This is a genomic window from Megasphaera sp. DISK 18 (genome assembly GCF_001682955.1).
Classification (GTDB): domain Bacteria; phylum Bacillota; class Negativicutes; order Veillonellales; family Megasphaeraceae; genus Megasphaera; species Megasphaera massiliensis.
In genome coordinates this window covers 13411-38569 of the sequence record NZ_LUGJ01000063.1, presented here as the reverse complement: position 1 = coordinate 38569, position 25159 = coordinate 13411, and the positions used below count along the sequence as shown (strand labels likewise).

The following is a 25159-nucleotide window of genomic DNA, read 5'->3' as shown; positions in this document are numbered from 1 at the left end:
ACTCCTTTTTGGCTATGGTGCCGGCGTAAAGATATAGTACGAGCCGACTTGGCCCGTTTCATGAGTCAAGGGGAAGAAGTCCGATGCCAGATAATCTCGGTAGCGGCTCTTGGGAACGATGATGGTCAGGGCCTGATGGGTTTTCAGGCGGTTGATGACCGAAGCTTCTTCTTCTGTCGGGTAGAGATGCTTTTTAGACCAGACTTCATCGCGCTTAAGACGGGCATTTTCATCGTAGGATGCCGGCGCTGTCCAGATGGCTGTTTTCCCTGTGTAATAAGGATAGGAGGTCCGGTATTCTTCAAAGAAGTAGGCCTGTCCCGAGATGTTTGCCGTAATCAAGTTTTTCGCTGAACGGTACTGATAAAAGGGGGTCAAAACCTGGAAGGTTACCATGAGGTAGGTGACGGCTGTCAGCGCTGTGATGAAAATCGGCAGGGCGATGTAAGCCTTTTGCCACCAGGCGATGAGGATCAGGACGGCCATGACGGCGATGAAGACGGTCAGCATCATGAGGCTGTCGACGGGGAAAGGAGCTTTATCGGTAAAGAAGGTCAAGGAGGCAAAAAGCAGACCGAAAAGCAGAGTCGGAATGATGACCGTGAGCCACAGACGATGACTGTCTCTTTCGTGGAAAGAATCGATGGCCCAAGCACCGAGATAGAGTAAAGGCCAATTGGCGATATAGGCATAGGTCGGGTATTTCGTGGCCGCGAGGCTGTAGCATAAAATCGTTCCGACAGCCCAAATGGCCATGAAAACGTAGGTATCGTCATGACGACGGCGCCTCCATAGGCCGTACAGGCAGGGACCGGTCCAGGGCAGGAGACTGACCGGGACGAGAACCAGATAATAGTACCAGACGTCGTATTCCGGATGTTCCGATACGGTGGCTCGTGTGACGTTGTTAAAGCCCAAGAAACCGTCGATGAAATCCTTTCCGTGTATACTGTACATCGAACCGTACCAGCTCAGACAGAGCAGTAGGAAGAGGAGGATGCCGACCGGTGGGAAGAGACGCTTGGCGTAGGCTGCCTTTTGTTGAACAAGAGCAAAAATCAGGAGAAATAAACCGGGCAGGACGAGACCGACAGGACCCTTGGTGAGAACCGCTCCGGCAGCCATGACGTAGGCGGCGATTACGTAGTTCTTTTTGGCTTCTGTCAGGCCGATATACGCAAAAAATAAGGTGGCTCCGCTAAAGAAATAGAGCGGCTGATCGGTGATGACGGATCGGCTGATGAGCCAAAATATCAGGGACGTCGCCGTCATGGCTGAAAAGAGAAGGGCCGTTGCCGTCCGTCCGGTTTGCCGCAGGGCGAACCAGGCGGCCAGTGTGCAGGACATGGCCCCGAACAGGACGGCCGGCAGGCGGGACGCAAAGTCCGTGGCTCCGAAGATGCTGTAGGACAGGCTCAGGAGCCAGTAGAGAAAAATAGGCTTGTCGTACCAATAGGTGCCGTAAATCTGCGGCGAAATCCAGTTGCCGCTGCGGACCATCTCGAGGGCTGTCAGGGCGTAATTGGATTCGACCGGGTCGGTGACGGCCAGTGTCGATATCCCGGCAGCCAGAAACAGAAAGGTTGCTGCAAAGACGAGCGTGAGCAGGGATGACTGTTTCATGAGTACCTCCTAAGGATGATTGATGAGGATGACTTGTGACGGCGTTTCTCCGGCAATGCCGAAGTGGTCGATCAACGGTTTTGAGCGGGCCAGTTTATGGAAGGTCGCTTTAGTCATGATGAGGAAAATCTTATCGTTCTGCGTAAGCAGGGATTCCAGTTCCGGATTTTTTACAGGGTCCCATTCTTCCCCGTACATCCCGCTGTAGTACGTAATGCCCGGGCGGAGAAATTTTTCAATGTATAATTGGGAGTGGCCGTCGTAGACATCAGGCAGGATTTGGGCTGTATCATAAGACGTGACATAGCTTTTTAGTTGGGGGATTACGTGTCCGAAAATGCCCCAGGAGAAGCAGATCATGGTGACTGCGGCGACAATAAAGGATGCTCGGAAGCGTCGGTGCCATAAAAAGTACGTCGGCAGAAAGAGGGCGGCGGCAAGGCCAATCGATACCCAGACGATGGCCGGGCGGAAGAATTCAGCGCCGGGGCTTAAGGGAAGGGCGTTGCAGGCGAGCAGCAAGAGGCCCAGGACATAGGAGGCGGCCAGAAGGGCACGGGGAAAGCTGCGTTCAATATAAGAACGATACCAATACCAGCCGATGAGATACGCCGTCGGCGGAAACATGGGAGCGATATAGGTGACGAGCTGAGTCTTTGAAATGGAGAAAAAGAGGAAGATGAACCCGGCCCATACGAAACAGAATTGGAGCGCGTCGCGAAAGGGGTCCCTCTTTTTAAACAGCCGCCGCAGGGCCGGGACGAGATAGACCGTCCAAGGCATCATAGCGGCCAATAAGACCGGAATAAAGAAAACCAGGCTGTTCTGACCGGGGTGTTCCGGGGCGGCAAAGCGGGTGAGGTTGTGATAGCCGATGAAGGTGTCTAAGAAGACTTCACCATGAACCTTGTACATGAGGACGTACCAAGGCAGGCCGACGGCAAAGGCCAAGAGAATCCCCTGGGGAATCTTCATTTCTTTGAGCAGCGTCCATTGCCGGGTCCAGGCGATATAAATCAGCATGATGAGGGCCGGAAAGGCATATCCTACCGGGCCTTTGACCAACAGCGACAGGCCGCAGAAGAGATAAGCTGTATAATACTTTTTCCGGTAAAAGGACATCATGGCGACGGTCAAGGTCAGGACCAGGGTCATGTCGGTGACGGCAGCCTTGCCGATATACATGAAACCGAAGCTTGTTACCAAGAGCAGCGCCGATAAGGCGGCAATGGGCTTATTGAAAATGTCGCGACCGACGGCATAGACGTAGATCGTCGTTGCCATGGCGGCTAGGGCGCTGGGCAGACGGGAGGCGAAGTCCGTAGCTCCGAATAGGCTGTATGAAATCATTTCCAGCCAGTAAAAGAAAGGCGGCTTATCATACCAATAATTACCGAATATGCGGGGCGAGAGCCAGTCTCCGGCAGCCAGCATTTCTCTGGCCGTTTCCCCGTATACGGGTTCATCCGGATCCATGAGAGGTACTGCACTTAAAAATGGCAGCAAAATGATTGCTGCCACCAAGGCGACGATAAGGCCGTAGCGATTGTCATATAGCCATTGTTTCATGCGGCATTTCTCCGGCGGCGCTTATGCCAGAAATAGACGACCGCTGCGATGACGCAGACGACGGCGATGACGATGAGGAAGATGTGGTTGTACTGGATGAGATCGCGCCAATGACTGCCGAGGAGCGAGCCGGCCCATACCAGGAGCAGCGTCCAGGGGATGGTGCCGATGATGGTGAAAATCGTGAATTTCCAGAAGGGATAGCGAGCGATACCGGCCGGAAACGAGATAAAGGTCCGGACGCCGGGCAGGCAGCGGCAAATGAGGACGGCAGCACCGCCGTACTTATTGAACATGTTTTCTGCCATTTGGAATTTGTGCTCGTTAAAGAAGATGTACTTGCCGTATTTTAAGAGCAGGGGACGGCCGCCGTACGAGCCGAGCCAGTAGCTTAAGACAGAGCCGACGAGGCCGGCCAGACAGGCGACGATGAAGGTCGTCCAAAAAGAGAAAATTTGCTGAGAAATGAGAAACCCGGCGAAACCCAGTACGACTTCACTGGGGATGGGGATGTTGGCATTTTCTAGGACCATAGCGACGAAAAGGGCGATATAGCCATACGATTCCATGAGTTGTAATAGCGTATCCAATGAGGCACTCTCCTTAGGGTGACTAAAAAAATAAACTTTACGATATATAATAGCATAGATGGTCTGTGCGGGCTAGTAATTATGCGAATTAACCCTTGCTTTTAAAGCATGATAGGTGGAGCAGTGCGTATCGGCAAAGGAGATAACTGTAAACGACCAGGATGAGGATGGTCAATAAGGTTTTCAACCACGAGGCAGCCGCCAGGGGATGGAGAAACCAGGCCGTATGAAGGATAATCGGTTCGCTGATGAAGAACAAGCCGTAGCCCAGTCGATGAAGGGTATGCGACCACGGGCGATGGCCATTGAAATACCGATGAAAGAAGGCTGTCAGTCCCAAAATGGCCGTTATGGGAAGGGCTGCGGACAATAAGGCTGTCATCCAGGGATTTGCCGGGAGCGTACCGTTCAGCATCAGACTATTGCCAATCAGGATGACGATAAAGGCGATGAATATTCCCAGTGAAGGCTGGTATCCATTGGCTGTAAACCAGCGGCTGCGAAAGGCCTGAAGTCCCATAATAAAGGAAAATGTAGACAGAATCAGCCAGTCGGGCCGGATGACAGCGATGAAGGGAATGATCAGCGACTGTGGCAGGAAGAGTCGACAGCCGTATAAGGCCGCTGCTAATAAGAGAAAAAACAACGTCAGAAAAGGAATTGAAGGAGGCGCGAGCTTTCGCTGCTGCAGGAAACTGTGAGCGCCCCGTTTTACCAGGCTCAATAAGGCAAATAATAACAGCAGCCAAGCCAAGGCCCAAGAGACGATAGGGAGGGTGCCGGTCACTATTTTTTCTTCAATACCAAAGAGGACCAGTACGATGAGGGGCAGACCCAAGCGGTGCCATCGATCTTTGAGAAAGAATGTAATCGTACGTATCCGAAGTTTTGAGGCTCCGAAATAGGCACTGATAAAAAAGATGACGGCAATGGCAATGGTCGTACTTCCTTCATAAAAGACGGTTCCCAATGGCAGCAATAGGGCAGCCAGAGTCAATATAATCGATAAGCTGCGCAGGTTATCGAAATAAATGAGTCGATTCATAGTTCAGACCTTCTTTCTTCTCGGCAGTAAAAACGAAGCGCTTGTTTCAAACTGCTTCTATATACTATAGTGATATTATAACGTTTTCTTAACGGATGTAAAAAATATTCTGAAAATAACTTTCTTTTCGGATTTGGAATAGGCCTGACGAAGGAACCTAGATATGATACACTGTTGGAAGAAGCCTGTGCGGACGCTCGGTGGCTTCTTTACTGTCGTCCGTATCCGATCAAGGTGACTTTGCCCTGATTCCGGAGCGAGTCACATCCTTTTTGTTTGATGCCATCGGCGTAAGGCCTCATTCTATGATGAATGAAGGGTAGGATGACAATATTTATGTTTCTATGGACTCATCATACCATAGTTATGAGGTATTGACAGATAAAAATAATGTTTTGAAAGAAGTGAATGATGTATGATTTCAACAGAAGACAGTATTATCCGATTGGTAATCTCCCTTATCCTGGGGGCCATCATCGGTTATGAACGGCAGTCCCAAAGTAAGTCGGCCGGGCTTCGAACCCATACGCTGGTGTGCGTCGGTTCTTGTCTGTGTATGATTATCTCCATCAATGTCGCTATGGAGTGTTTTTTTGAGTTCGGTTACCGCAATGCCGATCCCGGGCGTATTGCCGCCCAGGTCGTATCGGGTGTCGGCTTTATCGGTGCCGGGACGATTTTAGCGAATCAGAAAGAACGCAGTGTCCGCGGGCTTACAACGGCAGCCGGCATTTGGGCTGTATCGGCTATAGGCCTTGTAGTCGGTGCCGGATATCTGGTGGTAGCGATTGTGGCGACAGCTCTTATTTTCTTAGTCCTGACCGTCTTCGTCCGCTTAGATGCCCGCCTGGAAGGGCAGTTCCGGAAAAAATACATCATGCATGTCGTCATGAAAAACAATATCGGCCAAGCCCGGAGACTATCCCATTTTGTCAGCGACCATCAGCTCCATATTAAAAAGTTCCACAATTACAGTGACGATGAGGCTCCCCTTTCGGAAATAGAGTTGGAATTGACGGCTCTGTCCCATGTGGATGCGCCGGAAATCATCAGTGAGCTCTTGGCGGTGAAGGGAATCAAGGAAGCCGATTTTTATGCCGACGATGGTCAGAAAAAAGCCCTTGTCGGTCCTTAGAGATACTGTATACAATATACTTCGTGTGTATACAGTATTTTGCGCCCTTTTCTATATAAAAATAGCCCTTCCGGTGCTATAATGCAGAGCGTTGGAACCTTTAGATGTGCTAAAGGGGTAATGGATAGAGAGAGGGGTTTTTACTATGACGATTATGGCCGCAGCAAGTAGAGAAGGAAAGGTTTTGCGCGACGTCGTATTTTCCGCCAGTGCCGCCGCCCGGGAAGCGGCCGCTCAGTATGGGGCAGAGCGCGTCGTGAATGCAGCTATCGGCTGTTATGCCGGTGATGATGAGAAACTGGCCTGTCTGCCCGTCGTAGAAGAGCTCTACCGCGCCTTGCCAATGCGCGATTTTATCACCTATGCGCCGCCTTTGGGCTTAGAATCCTATCGCCAGGGAGCCATCGACGAAGCCTTTGAAGACTGCCGTCCGCAAGGGTATGCCGATGCCGTGGCAACGGCAGGTGGTACCGGAGCGATTCACATTGCTATCGCCAACTATTCTGAAGTAGGTGACGTCGTCCTTACGACGAACTGGCGATGGAATATTTATGATGCCTTGTGCCAGGAAATCGGCCGTCGGATCCGGCCTTTTTCCATGATTGATTCAGAAGGGCATTTTAATATTTCTGCTTTTTCAGAAGCTGTATCACAGGCCTTTGAAAAACAAGACTCGCTGCTGATCATTCTCAACACGCCGGCTAATAACCCGACGGGCTTTGCCTTGTCCGATGAAGAATGGAATCAGGTTCTCGACGTCTGTCGCTTCCATGAAAAGCGCGGAAAACGGCTGAGTCTGCTCGTTGATATTGCCTACATTGCCTATGCCGGTGAAAAGAATAAAGTGCGCTCCTTTATGCAGCAGTTCTCGAACCTCCCGGCCCATATTTTTTCGATGTTTGCTTTCAGCATGTCGAAAGGCTATACGCTGTACGGTCAGCGGGCCGGAGCCCTTATCGGCGTATCGTCCAGCAAGGCTGTTATCGATGAATTTGCCGACCTCGGAAAGTATTCAGCCAGGACAGCCTGGTCCAATGTCAACCGGGCGGCGATGACGCTGCTGACGGAAATACGAGGCGATCAATCACTGAAAGCCCGTCTCGATGCCGAACGCCTGGCTTTTGCCGATAAGCTTCACCGCCGCGGAGCCATCTTCGTTGAGGAAGCCCGACGCTGCGGTCTGCAGCACGTTCCCTATCAAGGCGGCTTCTTCATTTCCGTTCCGACGGATCAATCGACTGCCCTTTGTCAGGCCCTTCAAGAGAATCTTATCTTTGCCGTTCCTTTAGCCGAAGGCGTGCGCCTGGGCATTTGCTCCATTGCCGAAAGCAAGATGAAGGGGTTGGCAGGGAGAATCAAGAAGGCTGTCGATGGGCTTGAGGGAATGAATAACCTCTCCATGGCCGGTAAATAATTTTTTACAATAAAAGACAAAAGGATGACCAAAATTTTTGTGTTGGTCATCCTTTTTATTTGCAAAATTCTCTCAGAACCTGTATAATGTAAGTATAAATTTGTAATTATATACTATTTATATGAAGTTGTAAAGATTGTGAGTAGAACGGGTAATGGACGGGGTCCTCTCTACAGAGGGCAGCGTTATTGGCACGGCATATGGAACATCGGAGCAACTTTTTTTATTCCATATGGAGCAAAGTTCAAGCATAGGCAGAGGCCCTTGAGCTGCGTGTGACTTTATAAATTGAGAAAGGTGGGACAACTGCTGCTGCCTCTGCAGACATGGATAGGAAGATTGCGTCCGGATAATGTTTTGTAAGCCCTTTTGCTTCTGGGAGAACAACTGCATAGGGGAAGAAGTCCGTCTCCGTTGCGAACATCTTGTTATAGGACAAAAGAAATCCGATATTCTGTGTTTTAGCAGCAGTGAGCTGCATGAATGGATTGAATCGATTTATGGGTTGTATGTTAGGCGGAGCCGTCGGCGATGCCTTGGGCTTTGTCATTGGTAAAGACGATTTAAAGACGATTCATAAGAAATACGGCCCTTATGGGCTGCGTACGGTGTTAAAGTCAGCCAAGAACGGCAATAAGAGTATCATTTCTGACGATACACAGCTTTCCTTATTTACGGCTGACGGGATGCTGTGGGCCGATCACGACGGACTGGAACCGGCAGAGGGGCTGTACCGGTCTTATATGCGCTGGTACTACACGCAGACGGAGCGCATCATCCGCCCGGAACAGGAAAAATGGATGAATCGCCAGTCCCATGAAGTCGCACTGGAATACGACATGATGGGGGAACAGGCTTTATTTGCCCGCCGCTCTCCCGGGAAGACTTGTTTGACGGCCTTGGCGTCAGGAAAAAAATTGTCCCGTGATGAAACCATCAATCACAGCAGCGGCAACAGTACGGTCATGAGGGCAGCTCCTATCGGGCTCTTTTATGAAGGCGATCCGGAGAAGGCCTTTTTTGTCGGTTCTCAGGCTGCCAGTCTGACGCACGGCAATCCCAAAGCATTTCTGTCGACGGCAACGATAAGCGCCATCATCGCTTCTTTGGCAGTGGGCAAGGATATCAGTACGGCTCTCGGCGGGGCCCTCCATATTCTGCAGCGTGAGCCGGAGGGGACGCGTCTTTTGAAATTGCTCCTGCGCTCCATTGATGAAGCGGTTACGGACCGTAATCCCGTCCGGTCTATGAAGAAAATAGGTCTCGGGAAAAAAGCCGATGAGGCTTTAGCTTTGTCCATTTACTGCGTACTCAAGACGGGAACCTTGAAAGAAGCGGTCCTCATGGCCTGCAACCAGGACGGCGACAGCGATACCTGCGGGGCTATCTGCGGGAACATTATGGGGACCATCTTTGGCGATAAGGCTATCCCCAAGAGCTGGAGCTGCAATTTGGAATGCGATGTCTTGATTCGGAGATTGTCGCAGTGCCTTTATGAACACAATCGGCTGCAGCAAGTTGCAAGTGAAGCTGTCAGCCACTGATATTTCTTCTGAAGGCTTTTTTTCTTGACATTATGTGTGCATCCCATATAATGAGATTATTATTCTTGGCGTCGTGATGATGCCGGATCGGGGGAGCGCTTATGATTGAATCCATTGACCGGGCCCTGGCCGTTTTACAGCTCTTTTTAAAGGAAGAGCGGCCCCTCAGTGTAACGCGTATCAGCAAAGTCATGGAACTCCATAAAAGTACGGTAAGCCGTACGCTGGAGACGCTGGAACACCGCGGATTTATTCAAAAGGATGAAGAAACGGGCAAGTACTGGCTTGGACTGCAGGCGTACGCCTTGGGAATGTTGTTTCGCGAAAAGGATAAATTTCATAAAGTGGCCTATCCGTATGCCAAGGCCTTGTCCCTGCAATGCAATGAAGGCGTCCATATCACGACCTTTGCCCATAATGGTGCCTCCTATCCGCAGCACATCATCTTGGAAAAGATTAAGTCTCCCAGGACCATCGATACGGCACCGCCTATCGGCGCCGTCCGCCCGGCCTACTGCTCGGCATCGGGCAAGTGTTTGCTGGCCTTTTCAGAGGACTACCGAAAGGCTTATACGGGCTGTACTTTGAAAAAATTTACAGAATATACCGTTACTGACTGGAAAGAACTCTTGCCGGCATTGGACGAAATCCGCAATCGCGGCTATGCCATCGAACGGGAGGAAGTCGAGCTCGGCATGGCCTGTGTGGCGGCACCCATCTTTCGCAGCGGTCGCATCATCGCGGCCATCAGTGTTTCCGGACCGGCAGAACGAGTAGCCGATAAGAATCGGGAGACCACGATTCAGGCTGTGGTCAAGACGGCCGGTGATATCAGCCAGGCCTTGGACTGAGGACGGAGTCGTTTCTCTTGCGCAAATGTAAAATGTTCTTCGATGTGAATTGTTTGGTATAAAAATCATGCGAAACGGGAATATACTACATGCATTTGCAGAAATAGACTTTTATGGTACAATAGGCATGGATACTACATTCGGGTCACAAGATTGTCTGTTGTGAAATGAAAAAATCTTTCCTTTTCAATTGCAGCAGTGTGGGAACAGCTTGGGATCTTATCCATGATTCGAGGCGAAAAAGAATGCAAACTACAATCAGTATGGCTGCAACGACAGTGCCACGTGTGGCCTACCCATATAAAACGCGCAATGGGGGCGCTACTGTTACCATTTTTGTGCCTTACAATTGCCATAACCATTGTCCTTTTTGTATCAATAAGGCTGAATATGAAGACATGACCGGCTTTTCGGAAGAAGCCATCTGCCGGAGTATTCGCTTGATGGACAGCATTACGCCTTCTTGTGATTTTGTTTTTACAGGAGGCGAACCTTTTGCTGATATGGAATCACTGCAGCGCATGCTGGACTGCATTCCCGTGACACATAAGGTATATATAAACACCACCCTTCCGGTTTTTGAAACACAGACGGAAGACGATATCGTTGCTTTTACTCAGCGGAATCGTCATAAAATTACGTGCATCAACGTTTCTCGTCATATGCAGCATTATGTGGAAGAATCGAATGATCAGCTTCTGACGCGATTGGCTGTTCCTTTCCGCATTAACTGCGTCCTGTATAAGAAGTACCCTGTCGACCAGATAAAACCGTACTTGGAACGGTTCATCAAGCTCGACGGCGCGTCGATCCAGTTCCGCTTTGACTATACGGAAACGACGCCGGAAAACTTGTACGAAGAAGAAAATGATCAGATTCTTCACGACTTAAAAAATATCGCCGAGTATACTGGCCTGGACGGCTGCCGTATGCGCTGCGGTTTTCATTTCGATTATCAAGGGATGGAATTGACCTATCACAAGACCCTGCCCTACAGCACGGTCATTGAACGGGACGAAAAAGACGGAAAGAATTACGATATCCTCTATGACATCCTGATCAAGCAGAATGGTGCCATTCATTCTGACTGGGATGGGACGCCCCTTGATCTTGAAGCTTACCGTAAAGTCGTCTTTGAACCGTATGATCTCCGCTGGATTCAACCGTCGCGGACGGGGATTGGCAAACATTTGCCTTTCTTGAAGACCGCCTGCGCTGTTTTTCATTAATTGAATAGTTTTTGTATGACCGAAAAGGGATTGCTGAGCGGTAGCAGTCCCTTTTTTTGGCTCTTTGTCAAATGGTGGGGTGCCAACTAAATCATCTACCGCGAATGGACGTGAGTGAGTTTTTCTTGCTCTCGTCCATTTTTTTGTTAGTGATAAGAGGACGTTCACAGCAAAATCTTTTTTTATTAGATGAATAAACAATCTGACAATGGCATATGGTAAAAATGCAAGTGAGTAGGTTGAGGTTGGAAAATTGGGATAGAAAAATTTTAATACTGTGTTATGACCATAAAACGGTAGTGTTTAAGGCCCTTGTTTCAGATGTGGGGAGTGAATTGCTAAATCAAGGAAAACTTTCTGGAAATTATGATTTGCTATATGGGGCCATATTCGTCCTTTTGATAAGGGACGAATGAAAAACATAGCGGCCTTATCTGACGCTTCATCTCTAATTGAATTGACTTAGCGAAAGGGACTTTGCGGACAGGGACAGATGTCGGAGACCATATTGATGACTAAAATGAAAGATATTGATGCTATATTGATTATATTTTATAATATCCTATTCTTTTATTAGAAAAAGTATTTGACAAAATAACATAGTTGCCTTATACTTTAACCATGAATTAAACTTGCATGCAAGAAGAATGTAAATAGGATTCAAGATAAGGAGGCAATATGGAAATTTTAAAAGGAGCGGAAGTTCTTCTTACGACGTGTTCGAATTGTGGTAAGGACGAAAAGATCGCTATCGTTACTGATCCTACGAGCTATGAAGCGGCAAAAGCTTTGTATGATGCTGCAAAGGATTTCAAGAACAAATCATTATTACTGATGGACGAAAGAAATATGCATGGGCAAGAACCGACGGATCTCATTGCGGCAGCCATGCTTGAAGCCGATGTAATCTTTGGTGCTACTAAGTTCTCTCTTTTCCATTCAAATGCAAGACGAAAAGCAGTAGAAGCCGGAGCCAGATTTGTAAATATGGCAGACTATGATGTTGATATGCTTAAATCTGGCGGACTGTTTGCTGATTTTGAAAAAATCGGCGAAACTTGCACAAAGATTGCTGAAGTTTTAGAAGGTAAGAAAACTTGTACGGTTACTAGCAAGAATGGGACAAACTTTACTTGTTCTATCGCTGACAGAGCACCTAATCCGCAGTACGGCAGGAGCTTAAAGAAGAATTCTTCATCATCTCCTCCGGATATCGAATGTGCAACTTGTGCCGTAGAAAATACCGGCAACGGAATTATCGTAGTTGATGGCAGTATTCCCCATCCCTTACTTGGCGTAATCAAAGAACCGATTACACTTACTGTTGAAAACAGTCTTGTTACAAAAGTTGAGGGCGGAAAAGAAGCAGAAATCCTTAAGAAAATTTGGGAAGAAGCTAACGACCCGAATGTATACAATATTGGAGAAATCGGCATCGGTTTAAATGATGAATGTGCTTTGATCGGCAAGATGCTTGAAGATGAAGGCTGCTATGGGACCTTGCATTTTGGAGCCGGCGACAATATTGGTTTTGGTGGAAAAGTTAAAAGTAAATATCATCTGGATCTCATCATCAAAAATCCGAATATGAGCGTTGATGGAGTGAAGATTCTGGTAGATGGCAACGTTGTTTTATAAAAGAAAGGAAGAATTATCATGAACGAATACCCGAATGGCTTAGCATTTTCTGATGAAATGATTAAGGAAGTTAAAGATAAATTTTATTACGTTGATGAAGATCCCATCTTTGGGAAACGACTTTTCTTTGATAATGCCGGTGGCGCTTTTAGATTAAAAGCAGCCGTTGAAATTCAAGGAAAACTGGAAGCATTCCCGGACTGCCCGGAAAGAACTCACAATATGAGCTTGAAACTCCAGGAACATATGGCAAATGGGCAACGGGATATCCGAATTGTCTTCAACACACAGGAAGGATCTCTTCTTACCGGTCTTACTGCCTCGCAGGTTATGTTTAATATCGTTGGAACCATCGCAGAATCGATTGAAGGCGATAATATCGTAACGAGTGTCCTGGAACATCCGTCAGCTTTTGATGCGGCTGCATACTTTGCAGATAAGACGGGAAGAGAATTAAGAGTTGCTCAAAGTAACCCAGAAACAGGCAAGGTTGATCCCAAAGAAGTCGCCAAATTGATCGATAAAAATACGGTTCTCTTGAGCATCATGCATGCCTCAAACTTAACGGGTGCAATTTTTGATATCGAAGAAATTGTTAAAGAAGCCCGCAAGATTAAACCGGATTTATATATTGTTGTAGACGCCGTTCAACATGCTCCTCATGGCCGAATCGATATCGATCGGTTAAAAATCGATGGCTTAAACATCGGACCGTATAAATTCTTCGGCTGCAGAGGATCGGGCATCGGCTGGGTATCTGACCGAGTTTCTCATTTGAGACATATTAAATTGATTCATAAAGATGAAAAAGTATGGGCACTGGGAACTCCGACTCCGGCGCAGTTTGCATCCATGACTGCAATCGTTGATTATGTTGCTTGGATTGGGTCGAAATTCACGGATCAGACAGATCGAAAGGCCTTGTTTGAAGAAGGGATTAAACGGATTAAACTTCAAGAACGAGCACTGCTCTATAGACTTCTGGAAGGTACGGACAAAATCAAAGGCCTTAGACACCAAGATAATGTGATTGTATTTATTGATAATAAAGATTTGACTTCCAGAGATTTGATCGTCGGTGTTGGCTTTAAGAATTTACCCTGTGCTGATGCTGCCAAAGAACTGGAAAAAAGAGGCGTTATTGTAGCTCCGCGGTTAGAAACGAGTGAGTATGCGAAACGTATGCTCGAATCCTTCTCTATCAAAGATGGTGTCCTTCGAGTATCGCCGCTGCATTGCAATTCTTTGGAAGACATTGATAAATTCCTTGAAATCGCTCAGGAAGTTGCCAAGCTGTAAGTGAAATTGAGAGGCTCATATGGGAAAAAATAAAGAATCTTCTATGATCAAAAAAATGAGCATCGCGCTAATATCTGCTTTTATAGTGGGTATTGGCGTAATGCTCCTAAAGGTCCATTTGAACAACACTGGAAATGCTGCCATTTGGGACATCATCGATGCCATCTTCTTCGTAGATATAAGGGAGCCTGGTGCCAGCGGGCTTGGGATATTGTTTTTAGTCGGCCAAGTTTTTCTTAAGGGCTTGCAGCTGTCCATCATTCCACTGGTATTTACCTCTCTGGCTCTGGCCATGAGCAGCATCACGGACTTAAAGAAACTGGGAAGAATTGCTTTTAAAACAGTATTCACCTTTATGGGGTTATATGTCTGTGCCGCTGTCATTGCCGGCAGCGTAGGTATGTTTGCCGTACAGAGTGGAATTTTCCAATTCGGAGCAGGTTTAACTGCGGGAAGTGCTTCAGGTGTGCAGTTGGTAGAAACTGCGAATCCCTTGGCTACCATTTTAGCGTTTGTACCGGAAAATGCCGTTTTTGCATTCAGCAGTAACCAATCCATCTTTGCAGTGGTATTCATCGCTGTAGTCATTGGTGTATCTATCGGATTTTTGGGATCCAAAGTTGCAACCTTAAAAAAATTAATTGAAGATTTAAATGAAATCGTTGCAATTTGTCTGGATGTTTTGATGAATAAGATGGCACCCTATGCAATCTTTGCTTTGATTGTTCGGGCCTTTGCTCTCTATGGTTTTGATCAAATCAGACCGGTCCTGACTTACATATCCGTAACGATCGTGACGTTGATTTTCTTCTTGCTTGTTGCATATCCGGTCATCATTGCTGCAGTTACAAAACTCAATCCAAAGAAGTTCATGAAAGAACTGATCCAACCGGTTTTGATTGCCTTTTCAGCGGCTGCTAGTGCACCAGCCCTTCCCTTGAATATAAAAATCAACCAGGAAAAGTTTGGTGTCAGCGGTGAAATTGCAAACTTTGTTCTTCCTCTCGGAATGACAATCAACATGAATGGCACAAGCATCATGCATATTATCGGAACGATATTTATTGCTACCGTGTCGGGCTACCATGTAACTTTGGGACAAGTAGCACTCATGGGGCTCCTATCCATGCTGGCCGCTGCCGGAACACCTTCAATCCCCGCAGCAGGAACGGTATTACTGTTTACCGTTGTAAATGGGTTAGGTTTTACCAATGATACGGCCTTGTTAACCTATTCACTGATATTGGCCATCAATAAACCGGTAGAAATGGTTTTGACCCCGCTCAATATCGTCGGCGATGCAGCTACATCGGTCATGGTTGCAAAATCAGAGGGAGAATTAGATACGCAAATCTATAAGAGTGCATAGGAGGATATCATGAAAAATTTTAAATTTGCAGATAGGATGAATAACATTGGAACAGAAAAAGCCTTTGAAGTCTTGGCTAAGTGTAGAAAATTAGAGGCCAAGGGTGCTGATATTATTCACCTTCAAATTGGTGAGCCCGATTTTGCCACTCCGCAAAACATCGTAGAAGCCGGCAGACAAGCTCTGAAAGATGGCTACACGCATTACACGCCTAATGCCGGGATGATGGATGTCAGAGAAGCCATTGCAGAATATGCTAAAAAAACTAAAAATATCGACACCAATGCGGAGGAAGTCATTATCGTTCCCGGCGGTAAACCCATCATGTTTTATACCTTTATGGCGCTGGTCAATCCGGGCGATGAAGTCATTTATCCCAATCCGGGTTATCCTATCTATGAATCCTTAATCCGTTTTACCGGAGCCAAGGCGGTTCCCATGCCATTGGTTGAAAAAAATGATTTTCGGGTTGATATTGAAGATTTAAAAAGTAAAATCAATGATAAGACAAAATTAATTGTTCTGAACTCGCCGGCCAATCCTACGGGTGGAGTCCTGACTGAAGAAGATATGAAGAATATTGCCGACTTAGTTCGAGGCAAAGATATCTATATCTTATCTGATGAAATTTATGAAAGAATTAATTATGGCGTGAAACCGACCTCTATTGCAAGTATTGAAGGAATGAAAGATCAAACTATCATCCTGGACGGTTTTTCAAAAACCTATGCCATGACAGGTTGGCGGGCCGGATATGGAATCATGCACCCCCTGATTGGCGAAAAAGTTGAAAAATTAGTTGCCAACGTAACCTCGAACACGGCTGCATTCACGCAAAGAGCCTTGAAAGAAGCCCTGGAAGGACCTCAAGACGATGTCGATAAGATGGTCGCTGAATTTAAGAGAAGAAGAGACCTGATCGTTGCCGGGCTGAATTCCATTGATGGAATCAGTTGCAAAACGCCGCAAGGTGCCTTCTATGTATTCCCCAATATTACTAAACTCAACATGAGTTCAGAAGAAGTTGCAGACTACTTGCTGGAAGAAGCCAATGTTGCCGTATTAGACGGGAAATCATTTGGTGAATACGGTGAAGGTCATTTAAGACTCTCCTATGCAACGTCGACAGAAAATATTGAAAAAGCCATTGAAAAAATTAGAAAAGCGGTAGCAAAATTATAGAAAAAATATTAGACTTAATATAAGTGGTTCTGTTTTATGGTTTCGAGCTGCTGCTTGTTAAGCAGCAGCTCGAAAAAATACAGATAGTTTTTTTTCGGGCCCTGTAATGGGGCTGTTGCAGTGTCCAGGTCTAATGCTAGGAAGGAGGGCATCAGTCGGCATTGCTCCCGGTTAGATTTTTGGGCTCAAGTTTAAAGAGTGATTTCGTTACTCTATAAATTATTTTTTCTTGATAGTTCACTTATTTGACCAGGAAACAGATTCTTTTTAGAAAATGATTTGTAATTATGATATTGATAATAAATTTGCTATAATATTAGTGACAAATTGTCTATAATAATTAGTACTAACTTATTTAGGAGTATGCTTTGAAAAAAGAAAGAGAAACTCTCACCGAGAAAGCTTATCGGATCATAAAAAATGACATTTTATATGGTAAATTTAAACAGAACGAGGTAATCAGCATCAATGCCTTGAGTGATGAACTTGGTATAAGTCGGACTCCTATTACCAATGCATTTCAAAAATTGGAATTAGAGGATTTTGTAACCGTACTTCCGAAACAGGGCGTTTTTGTAAAACCGATTACAATAACGGAAACCCGAGAAATCTATGAATTGAGGGCTGCCATAGAAACCTTTTCTGCTAAAAGAGCTTTCGACATGATTAATGAGGAAAACATTGAATGGCTAAAAGACAGTGTAAAGAAGCAAAAGAAATTTCTAGAAGATGAAAATTATCAATCCTTTATGGTAGAGGATGTGGATTTTCATAAGTACATCTTAGACATTTACAAAAATAGCAAATTTAAAAATATCATTGACAATTTATATAATAAGGCCTTGATGCTTGGAATCATCGGAAGTGAAATGGAAGGTCGAGCCATTGCAGCTATCCATGAGCATGAGCAAATCATTGAGTCACTAGAGAAAAAGGATAAGGAATCTTTTGTGACGGCTATTGAGGATAATGTCATAAATGGTTATGTCAATTTGACAGGGAATTATAAAAAATAGTAAGAGGTTGATTGTATAATGAATTCGGCTATATGAGCCGATTAAGTCCTTTCCATTAGATGAAACGTGAATTTGATTGACCTGAGGAATCCCTTTCAGAACTTACGATAGGCGCATATCCGTGTTCGTTCTTTGAATGAGGTATGAATGAAAACTAGAACGACCTTCTCCGATAATTCATTGTTTAAACGGAGCTGACGCAGTGATAATAACGTTCGTCTAGCTGACTCGAATGCTGGATTAACGAATTACATCCCCATATATTGGCTTACAACAATATTGCATTGAAGCTTCAGACCGAAGTGTCTCGGGTGTCCTCATGGTATTGCGGTCTACCTGTCTATTTCTTTCACCGATGGCTAGTCCCAGTGGAAAGACTTTCGATAAAAAAGTAAGAGACATATCTATACGCCTTCGGTTCTTGGTGGTAGTTGAGAGAACGGATAGGAGTAGATATGTCTTATTTTATATGAAATAGAGGCACTTATGAATCGAATGTGTCTATAAGGCGCCAACATTCAATAGAACCTATTTTTTTATTTGTTTGTCTGAGGATACGATAATTTATCAGTCCGTTTCCAGTGGAAATCGGGTATAATAGGGGTAGATCAGATTGGCGTAAGGAGGCACTTTTATGGCAGTTACCATTTTAATGGGCAAGGCCGGAAGCGGCAAATCGTCCCAATGTTTTAAAGAGCTGCAGGACTGGGAAGCAAGGGGCGGAAAGGCGATGCTCCTAGTCCCGGACCAGGCGACATACGGCGCTGAACGGCGGTTGGCTGAACACGCTAAAGGGCAGGGCTTTGTGGGAACACAGGTCGTCGGCTTCTCCCGACTAGCCTACAATGTGTTTCAAGAGCAAGGCCTTTCTCATGCATCGCTGTCAGAGTTGGCTCGGAAGATTATTTTACAGCGCTTGCTTCACAAGGGCGAAAAAGATTTTTCCCTCTTGCAGACGGCTGCCAGACAGCCTAATTTTGCCGATACGGCCGGTCGATTTTTAGGGGAATGCCGCTCTTTCTGTGTATCCCCGGATGACCTGCGTAAAGCGGCTGAATCTGTTTCCAGTACGACCTTATCCCATAAGCTCCAGGATATGGCTTTATTATACGAGATGTATCAGGCCTTTTTAAGCGACCATTTTGGATCAGCTGATGATACCATGACGCTATTGGCGAAGACCGTCGACAAGGATTCGTTTTTGCAGGGCGCCCGCGTTTGGGTCGATGGGTTCCAATGGTTTACGCCGCAGCAGATGAATATTTTACAACAAATCGAAGCGGTGACCGACCGATTGACCATTACCTTGACCATCGATGCCGACCACCTTTTGCAGCAGCGACGGGAAACAGCCCTCTTTCATCGGGCCTATGAGGTATACCGCGATTTACAGCGCCTCTTTCCGCATCTGGAAACGGCCGTCGTCCCGGAACAGCCACCGAAAACCTTGACGGCCTTTCAGGAGGACTTCTTCCAAGTTGTTCCGGCGGTACAGTCCCATCCGGTATCGGCCCTATCCATTTGGGAATGTCAGGATAAAGACGGTGAAATAGAAAATATTGCTCGGGAAATCCTCCGCCAGTGCCGTAAGGGGCGGCGGTTCCGCGATTTTCTTATCCTGGCTCGGTCTAGCGACATGTATCACCATCGGATGGAACGCATCTTTCGCCGTTACGGGATTCCCTGTTTCAGCGATTATCGGCGTCCCATGACCAGCCATCCGGCCGCTGAGGCCATTTCGGCACTGCTCAGCGTTTTTCGCAGCCGCTGGTCTCATGAGGCCTTGTTCCGCCTGCTTAAAAGCGACCTCTTTCCCATCAGCCGCCGAGATGTCGATGACTTGGAGAACTATTGTCTGGCCTACGGCATACAAGGCTATCATTGGCTGAGTGGAAAGGCGTGGAACTATGGCCGTCGTCATGAAGGCCAAGCCATTATTGAGGAACGCGAAGAAGTTCAGCTCCAGCGGATTCAAGCCATCTGTCAAACCGTGCGGGATATCTTGATGCCGGCTTGGGAGGCATCTCAGGAGGTACACCGCCTCCGCGATTGGTGTACCTTACTGTACCAATGGCTGCGGACCCTCGGCGTCCCGGCTGCCCTTTCTCGCTGGCAGGAAGACGATGAAGCGGCAGGGCAGACCGAAGCCGGAAAAGAGAACGAACAGGTTTGGAAGAGAATCATGGATTTTCTTACGGAAATCGTCGACTTCTGCGGCGACGATGTGACCGATATCGATGAATTTTCTCAGATTATCGAGGGCGGCTTGGCTACACTCAAATTCAGCCTCATTCCGCCGACTTTGGATCATGTAACCCTTACCTCAGTCGAACGAGGATATACGATGCAGGCACCGGTCGTCTTTTTATGCGGCGTCAACGACGGCATTTTTCCGCAGCACAGTAGTGAAGAAGGGCTGTTCAGTGATAAGGAACGGCGCAGTCTGGCTGATCTCGGCATCGTTCTCGGGCCGGGAAGCCGGTTTCGTTCCTTCCAGGAACGGTTCCTGTTCTATTTGGCAGCGACCCGGGCACAGGAAAGCTTTGTCCTTTCCTATATGGTAGCCGACGATGACGGCAGTGCTGTGGAAAAGTCGTCGTGGATTCATCAACTCTGTGATAAGGGATATGTAGAAGATATCATTCGCCGGGATGATTCGATGGATTTTTCTCAGGATGAAAAGCCGGTTTTGGCCCTGCCGGCGGGACTTCATTACTTGCCCGGTCAGCTGCGGCCGGCCTTAGCGGGGCAGGCCGTGGACGATACGTGGTGGGCCCTCTATGACTGGGCCTTTAAGCATGGCTGGCACCATCAGGCCGTACGGGCTGTCCAGGGACTCTTCCATACGAACTTACCGGTGACACTGCCGGCTAACCTCGTACGCCGCTTATTTGCACCGGACGGTGTTTTGCGCGGGTCGGTTACGAAATTTGAACAGTATCGGAACTGCCCTTTTGCGTACTTTTCCCGCTATGGACTTAATCTTGAAGAACGGCGGCGCTATCAGTTTGCCGCCCCGGACCTGGGGATGCTCGTCCATGGGGCGCTGCGCATTATCGGTGAAAAATTGCTTCGAGAAAAGAAGCAGTGGCAGGATATTCCCGATGACGAGGTGCCGGCGATTTGCCGTCAGGCGACGGATGAGCTGGCACCGCAGGTCCAGCACGACATTCTCATGTCGAATGCTTACTTTTCACAGATTAAAGAGCGACTCATCCAAACGCTGACTCGCACGGTCCGCCGTCTCTGTGCTTTCAGCGCAGCTTCGGGATTCCGGATGACGGGTCTGGAAAAATCCTTCGGCCGCCCCGGAAGTCCTTGGGAAGCCCTTCATTTTACCTTAAAAAGCGGCCTCGACGTCGTCATTACCGGTCAAATCGACCGCATCGATATGCTGCGCCAGGACGATCGTACGTATGTCGTCGTCATAGACTATAAATCGGGGCGGAAACAGCTTGATATCAGTCAAATTTTTATGGGACTGGAGCTGCAGCTGTTGACCTATATGTTTGTCGCCCTGCTCAATATTGGTGATGATGCTGTTCCGGCAGCCGTGCTCTACTGCTACGTCCGTAATGACAAAGTGTCGTTGTCGTATCGTATCGATGAGGCCGATAAAAAGAAGGCGTACGATGCTAAGGGCAAATTGACCGGATTTTACCTGAATGACGGCGACGTCATGAAACAATTGGATCGGTCCATGGAAGGATTTTCGGACTTTTTGAACTTACGATTGAAGAAAGACGGTACCTTAAGTGACTCATCGAAGACGATCTACGACGAGGCCGGTTGGAGTCACCTCCTGGCTTGGGCTTCACAGAAGCTTCAGGACTTGGCCGGCGGCATTGGTGATGGCGATATTTCCATTCGTCCGGTCATGCTGAAGCAGCAGACACCGTGTCAGTACTGTCCGTATCGAGCTGTCTGCCGCTTCGACCTTTCGATGGCCGGTAATACTTACGATGCAGCCGGCAAGGAAGATACGGATGACATGATACGGACTATTTTTGACAGAGGAGATGACGACCATGGCGTGGACTAATGAACAGCAGGCGGCTATTGACAGCCGAAAACAAACCTTGCTCCTGTCGGCGGCTGCCGGTTCGGGGAAGACGGCCGTCCTGGTCGAGCGTATGATTCGCCGCCTGTTGGATAAGACCTATCCCATTGACATTACGGAACTGTTGGTCGTTACCTTTACCAACGCCGCTGCGGCTGAAATGAGGGACCGTGTCGGTCAGGCCTTGATGAAGGCCTTGTCGGAAACGAAAGACCCGCGCATCGAACGGCAGCTGGCCTTATTGCCGTCGGCTCATATTTCGACACTTCATTCCTTCTGTCAGTACGTCATTCGCAAGTATTTCTATACTATCGACTTGGACCCGACCTTTTCCATTGCCGGTCAGGAAGAATTGAATCTCCTGCGCCGCCAAGTACTATCGGACGTCTTTTTGTCTTACTACGAAGACGAGGACCGGGCGGCTATTCTCTATCCCTTGGCCGATATGTTCGGTAGTGACCGCGGCGATGACGTCCTGATGGATACGGTAAGCCGCATGTATACCTATGCCCGCAGTTTGGCTTGGCCGGAACACTGGCTGAAAGCGTCGGCACTGGCTTATGAAACCGGTCCTGATACGACTCTCGATGACCTGCCCTGGGTACAGCCGGTAAAAGATTTTGTGCAGCGAGTTCTAAAAAAGGATATTTCCCTGTATGAACGCGCCTTGTATCATCTGAGACAGCGAGATGCTTTTTCGGCGGCTTGCGATCAGTTTTCATCGGAGCAGGAGTCGCTCAAAGCGGCTGCCGGCGAAAGTCGTTGGGACGATTTAAGATGCCGCATCAATGCCGTTGAATTTTCTCGCTTAAAGACGCTGCGCGGCTTATCGGATGACGACAAGGCCGTTTGGGAGCAGTGTAAGGCCTTGCGGGACAGTGTCAAGAAAGACGTTACGAAAACACTGCAGCCCGTCTATTTTTCGGCATCATCGGAAGACTGGCTGGACGGAATCCGTGCCATGAAGCCGATCATGGACGGTTTGGTCACGCTGACCTTGGATTTTTCCAAAGCCTTTTCGGCGGCGAAACGGGACAAGGGATGGCTCGATTTCAGTGATCTTGAACATCTGTGCTTAAAAATCCTTCTCAGTCCCGAAGCGACGCCGGATAATCCGATACGCTCGGCGGCAGCCGAAGAATTGCGCAGTCAGTATGAAGAAGTCCTCATCGACGAATATCAGGATACGAATGGCGTACAGGAATTGATTGCTCGCCTCGTTTCGTCCGATGACAATCGTTTTATGGTAGGTGATATCAAGCAGAGCATCTATCGCTTCCGCTTGGCCGATCCGACGCTGTTCATGGATAAATACCGCACGTTCAGCCGCGATGCCGAGGCCCGTCAGCGCTGCATCGACTTGGGTCGGAACTTTCGCAGTGTACCCCTCGTTCTCGATGCGGTAAACGATGTCTTTTCCCGGGCCATGACGATGGATGCAGCCGGCATGGATTATGGTGAAAGAGAGAAGCTCTACGCCGGTCGGACGGCGCCGGAAGATCCGTCTTGGCTGGGCGGCCCGACGGAAGTCGATTTAGTCGACACATCCGGTGACAATGAAGGACTGACGGCCTTTGAACAGGAAGCGCGTTTTGTGGCTTCCCGTATCCGTGAACTCTTGGAAAGCGGCAAGATGGCGGCCCGAAAAGACGGGACCTTAGAGCCCTTATCGTATCGCCATATCGTCATCCTCGTCCGGTCGATGAAAAATAAAGCCGATAAATTGATTGAGGCCCTTCAGGAACGGGGCATCCCGTCATATGCCGAGCAGCGAGGCGGCTATTTCGCCGCTGTTGAAGTCCAGGTCATGCTGGCTCTTTTACGCTGTATCGATAATCCGGAGCAGGACCTTCCCATGGCCGCCGTTTTGCGTTCACCCCTGGTCGGACTCGATGAGACGGCCTTAGCCGAATTGCGCCTTATGGGCGACGAGACGTTGTGGCAGAATTTGCCGGCCTTTTCCGCCTCCCTTGACGAGGCGGATCCGTTGAAAGAAGATATCGATGATTTTATCAGTCATTTTGAAGAATGGCGCACCTACAGTCGTCGCCAAGGCGTTGCTGAACTTATTCAGCGGCTTTATGCCGATACGGCCTACGTCGACTTCGTCGGCGCCATGCCCGGCGGTGACCTTCGTCAGGCCAACCTGAAGGCCCTCTATGACCGGGCACAGCAATACGAAGATGCCGGATTCCGCGGCCTTTTCCGCTATTTGCAGCTCATCGATAAGATGATGGAAGACGGACTCGATCTGGCGCCGGCTAAGGTCGTCAGTGAAAAAGAAGACGTCGTCCGTATCATGAGCATTCATCAGAGCAAGGGTCTCGAATTCCCCGTCGTCATCGTCGCCGACATGGGAAAAGAATTCAACCGCAAGGATCTGCAGGAACCGATTCTCTTCCACAATGAGCTGGGAATCGGCCTTAAGCAGTATGATTCGACGTGGCGAATGTTTTATCCGACCCTCATCTGGAGCGGCATTGAAGCGAAACTTCGCTGGGAAGGGACGGCCGAAGAAGAAAGGGTACTCTATGTAGCCATGACCCGGGCCCGGGATCAGCTGATCCTCATTGGGCATGATTCTAAAGCAGCCGATCATTGGGCGCGCTGGGCTGACGGACTCGATCCGGCTCAGGGCAATTCGTACTTTGATTGGGTCATGCCTACGGTAGCGGCCTATTTTGGAAACCAGGTCAATGCCGAAACTATCCGAGCCGGAGCGTTCTGGCAAGGGGACCGCTGGCAGCTTCGCATCGTCTCTTCGGAACCGGCTCCCGGTCTGACGGAAGAAGTCCTGGCCGGAGAACCTCGATTAGAGGCCCTGCGTCGCGGGGATATGACCGATACGCCTATTCCCGATTGGCTCGATCGGCAGTTGTCCTGGCAGTACGCCTTCCCTAAGGCCGTTACGACAGCTGCCAAGTTTTCTGTATCTGAAGTCAAGCGAAGGTATCATGAGCTGCAGAGTGAAGAACTGGCTGAAGAGAATGGGTTGGCCCTTTCTCCGGCCGCGATTCTTCCACCGGAGCATGAAGCTCAGAACCCCTTCGACGATCTGCCGCCCTGGCTGGCAGATGAAGGGGACGGTGTCAGCGGAGCTCAGCGCGGTACAGCACTTCACAAGGCTATGCAGTATATTACGCCGGCTGCCGATCATACAGAAGGGTCGCTTCGCCGGGAATTGGCAACCTTCGTTCGACGAGGAATCTTCAGTCCGGAAGAATCTTCACTGATATATGTTCCGGTCTTAGCTTCTTTTTGGCGGTCCTCTCTGGGACGACGGATGGCGGCCTCGCCGGTGCTGCACCGTGAATATCCTTTTACGGTTCTGTTGGCCGGAGGACCCTTGCCGGAGATCGAAGGGGGAGAACGCTTTTTGATTCAAGGCGTCATCGACTGTTTATTCCGCGAAGACGACGGCTGGGTTCTCGTCGACTATAAGTCGGACCGGTTGGAACAAGATGATGATTTTAAAGAGCGGTATGCCGTACAGCTGGCTTTGTACAAACAGGCTGTTGAGCAGATTACAGGGATTCCCGTCCGGGAAACCTATATTTATAGTTTTCATTTACAGCGTGAAATTATGATGTAAAAG

At 48.3% G+C, this 25159-nt stretch carries 16 protein-coding genes; 12 read left to right on the top strand and 4 right to left on the bottom strand.

What is annotated here, in order from left to right; translation table 11 throughout:
• Window positions 1–12: 12 nt before the first annotated feature.
• The 4 genes from A0U42_RS10700 to A0U42_RS10685 all read right to left on the bottom strand — a co-directional run bounded on the left by A0U42_RS10700 (window position 13) and on the right by A0U42_RS10685 (window position 4827).
• Complete coding sequence (locus A0U42_RS10700; RefSeq protein ID WP_065360965.1) at window positions 13–1623, bottom strand: glycosyltransferase family 39 protein; 1611 nt, start codon at window positions 1621–1623, stop codon at window positions 13–15.
• Between the two features lie 9 nt (window positions 1624–1632).
• A complete protein-coding gene (locus tag A0U42_RS10695) occupies window positions 1633–3192 on the bottom strand; it encodes a glycosyltransferase family 39 protein (RefSeq protein WP_065360964.1) in 1560 nt (519 codons plus the stop codon).
• Entirely contained in the window at window positions 3189–3782 is a 594-nt protein-coding gene (locus tag A0U42_RS10690) for a DedA family protein (RefSeq protein ID WP_044505348.1), read from the bottom strand. Before A0U42_RS10690 ends, A0U42_RS10695 begins: the two co-directional genes overlap by 4 nt.
• Window positions 3783–3870: 88 nt before the next feature.
• Complete coding sequence (locus A0U42_RS10685) at window positions 3871–4827, bottom strand: hypothetical protein (protein WP_065360963.1); 957 nt, start codon at window positions 4825–4827, stop codon at window positions 3871–3873.
• Between the two features lie 415 nt (window positions 4828–5242).
• On the opposite strand from A0U42_RS10685, the gene A0U42_RS10680 reads away from it, so the two are divergent.
• The 12 genes from A0U42_RS10680 to addA all read left to right on the top strand — a co-directional run bounded on the left by A0U42_RS10680 (window position 5243) and on the right by addA (window position 25156).
• Window positions 5243–5962, top strand: a complete 720-nt coding sequence (locus tag A0U42_RS10680) for an MgtC/SapB family protein (protein WP_065360962.1) — start codon at window positions 5243–5245, stop codon at window positions 5960–5962.
• 145 nt (window positions 5963–6107) lie between these two features.
• Complete coding sequence (locus A0U42_RS10675) at window positions 6108–7376, top strand: pyridoxal phosphate-dependent aminotransferase (protein WP_065360961.1); 1269 nt, start codon at window positions 6108–6110, stop codon at window positions 7374–7376.
• A gap of 479 nt (window positions 7377–7855) precedes the next feature.
• On the top strand, window positions 7856–8920 hold the full coding sequence (locus A0U42_RS10670; protein WP_065360960.1) for an ADP-ribosylglycohydrolase family protein: 1065 nt from the start codon (window positions 7856–7858) through the stop codon (window positions 8918–8920).
• A gap of 101 nt (window positions 8921–9021) precedes the next feature.
• Window positions 9022–9771 carry an IclR family transcriptional regulator gene (locus tag A0U42_RS10665; RefSeq protein ID WP_065360959.1) on the top strand — a complete coding sequence of 250 codons (750 nt, stop codon included), beginning with the start codon at window positions 9022–9024 and terminating at the stop codon, window positions 9769–9771.
• Between the two features lie 245 nt (window positions 9772–10016).
• Window positions 10017–11000 carry a 4Fe-4S cluster-binding domain-containing protein gene (locus tag A0U42_RS10660; RefSeq protein WP_176698868.1) on the top strand — a complete coding sequence of 328 codons (984 nt, stop codon included), beginning with the start codon at window positions 10017–10019 and terminating at the stop codon, window positions 10998–11000.
• A gap of 678 nt (window positions 11001–11678) precedes the next feature.
• Window positions 11679–12638, top strand: coding sequence for an aminopeptidase (locus tag A0U42_RS10655; RefSeq protein ID WP_044505354.1), 960 nt, complete (start codon window positions 11679–11681; stop codon window positions 12636–12638).
• A gap of 18 nt (window positions 12639–12656) precedes the next feature.
• Window positions 12657–13937: an aminotransferase class V-fold PLP-dependent enzyme gene (locus tag A0U42_RS10650; RefSeq protein ID WP_065360958.1), complete on the top strand. Its 1281-nt coding sequence runs from the start codon at window positions 12657–12659 to the stop codon at window positions 13935–13937.
• Between the two features lie 19 nt (window positions 13938–13956).
• Window positions 13957–15306: a dicarboxylate/amino acid:cation symporter gene (locus A0U42_RS10645; RefSeq protein WP_065360957.1), complete on the top strand. Its 1350-nt coding sequence runs from the start codon at window positions 13957–13959 to the stop codon at window positions 15304–15306.
• Between the two features lie 9 nt (window positions 15307–15315).
• Window positions 15316–16488, top strand: a complete 1173-nt coding sequence (locus A0U42_RS10640; RefSeq protein WP_065360956.1) for a pyridoxal phosphate-dependent aminotransferase — start codon at window positions 15316–15318, stop codon at window positions 16486–16488.
• 368 nt (window positions 16489–16856) lie between these two features.
• Window positions 16857–17504 carry a GntR family transcriptional regulator gene (locus tag A0U42_RS10635; protein WP_065360955.1) on the top strand — a complete coding sequence of 216 codons (648 nt, stop codon included), beginning with the start codon at window positions 16857–16859 and terminating at the stop codon, window positions 17502–17504.
• 634 nt (window positions 17505–18138) lie between these two features.
• Window positions 18139–21546, top strand: coding sequence for a PD-(D/E)XK nuclease family protein (locus A0U42_RS10630; protein WP_065360954.1), 3408 nt, complete (start codon window positions 18139–18141; stop codon window positions 21544–21546).
• Window positions 21533–25156, top strand: a complete 3624-nt coding sequence (gene addA / locus A0U42_RS10625; protein ID WP_065360953.1) for a helicase-exonuclease AddAB subunit AddA — start codon at window positions 21533–21535, stop codon at window positions 25154–25156. The genes A0U42_RS10630 and addA overlap by 14 nt, the downstream gene beginning before the upstream one ends.
• The last annotated feature ends 3 nt before the right edge of the window (window positions 25157–25159 follow it).

Bases quoted from the DNA above. Each gene is read 5' to 3' on its own strand.
- A0U42_RS10630 (WP_065360954.1), top strand. From the start codon at position 18,139: ATGGCAGTTACCATTTTAATGGGCAAGGCCGGAAGCGGCAAATCGTCC.
- A0U42_RS10680 (WP_065360962.1), top strand. From the start codon at position 5,243: ATGATTTCAACAGAAGACAGTATTATCCGATTGGTAATCTCCCTTATC.
- A0U42_RS10670 (WP_065360960.1), top strand. From the start codon at position 7,856: ATGAATGGATTGAATCGATTTATGGGTTGTATGTTAGGCGGAGCCGTC.
- A0U42_RS10665 (WP_065360959.1), top strand. From the start codon at position 9,022: ATGATTGAATCCATTGACCGGGCCCTGGCCGTTTTACAGCTCTTTTTA.
- A0U42_RS10700 (WP_065360965.1), bottom strand. From the start codon at position 1,623: ATGAAACAGTCATCCCTGCTCACGCTCGTCTTTGCAGCAACCTTTCTG.
- addA (WP_065360953.1), top strand. From the start codon at position 21,533: ATGGCGTGGACTAATGAACAGCAGGCGGCTATTGACAGCCGAAAACAA.
- A0U42_RS10675 (WP_065360961.1), top strand. From the start codon at position 6,108: ATGACGATTATGGCCGCAGCAAGTAGAGAAGGAAAGGTTTTGCGCGAC.
- A0U42_RS10685 (WP_065360963.1), bottom strand. From the start codon at position 4,827: ATGAATCGACTCATTTATTTCGATAACCTGCGCAGCTTATCGATTATA.
- A0U42_RS10650 (WP_065360958.1), top strand. From the start codon at position 12,657: ATGAACGAATACCCGAATGGCTTAGCATTTTCTGATGAAATGATTAAG.
- A0U42_RS10645 (WP_065360957.1), top strand. From the start codon at position 13,957: ATGGGAAAAAATAAAGAATCTTCTATGATCAAAAAAATGAGCATCGCG.
- A0U42_RS10660 (WP_176698868.1), top strand. From the start codon at position 10,017: ATGCAAACTACAATCAGTATGGCTGCAACGACAGTGCCACGTGTGGCC.
- A0U42_RS10640 (WP_065360956.1), top strand. From the start codon at position 15,316: ATGAAAAATTTTAAATTTGCAGATAGGATGAATAACATTGGAACAGAA.
- A0U42_RS10695 (WP_065360964.1), bottom strand. From the start codon at position 3,192: ATGAAACAATGGCTATATGACAATCGCTACGGCCTTATCGTCGCCTTG.
- A0U42_RS10655 (WP_044505354.1), top strand. From the start codon at position 11,679: ATGGAAATTTTAAAAGGAGCGGAAGTTCTTCTTACGACGTGTTCGAAT.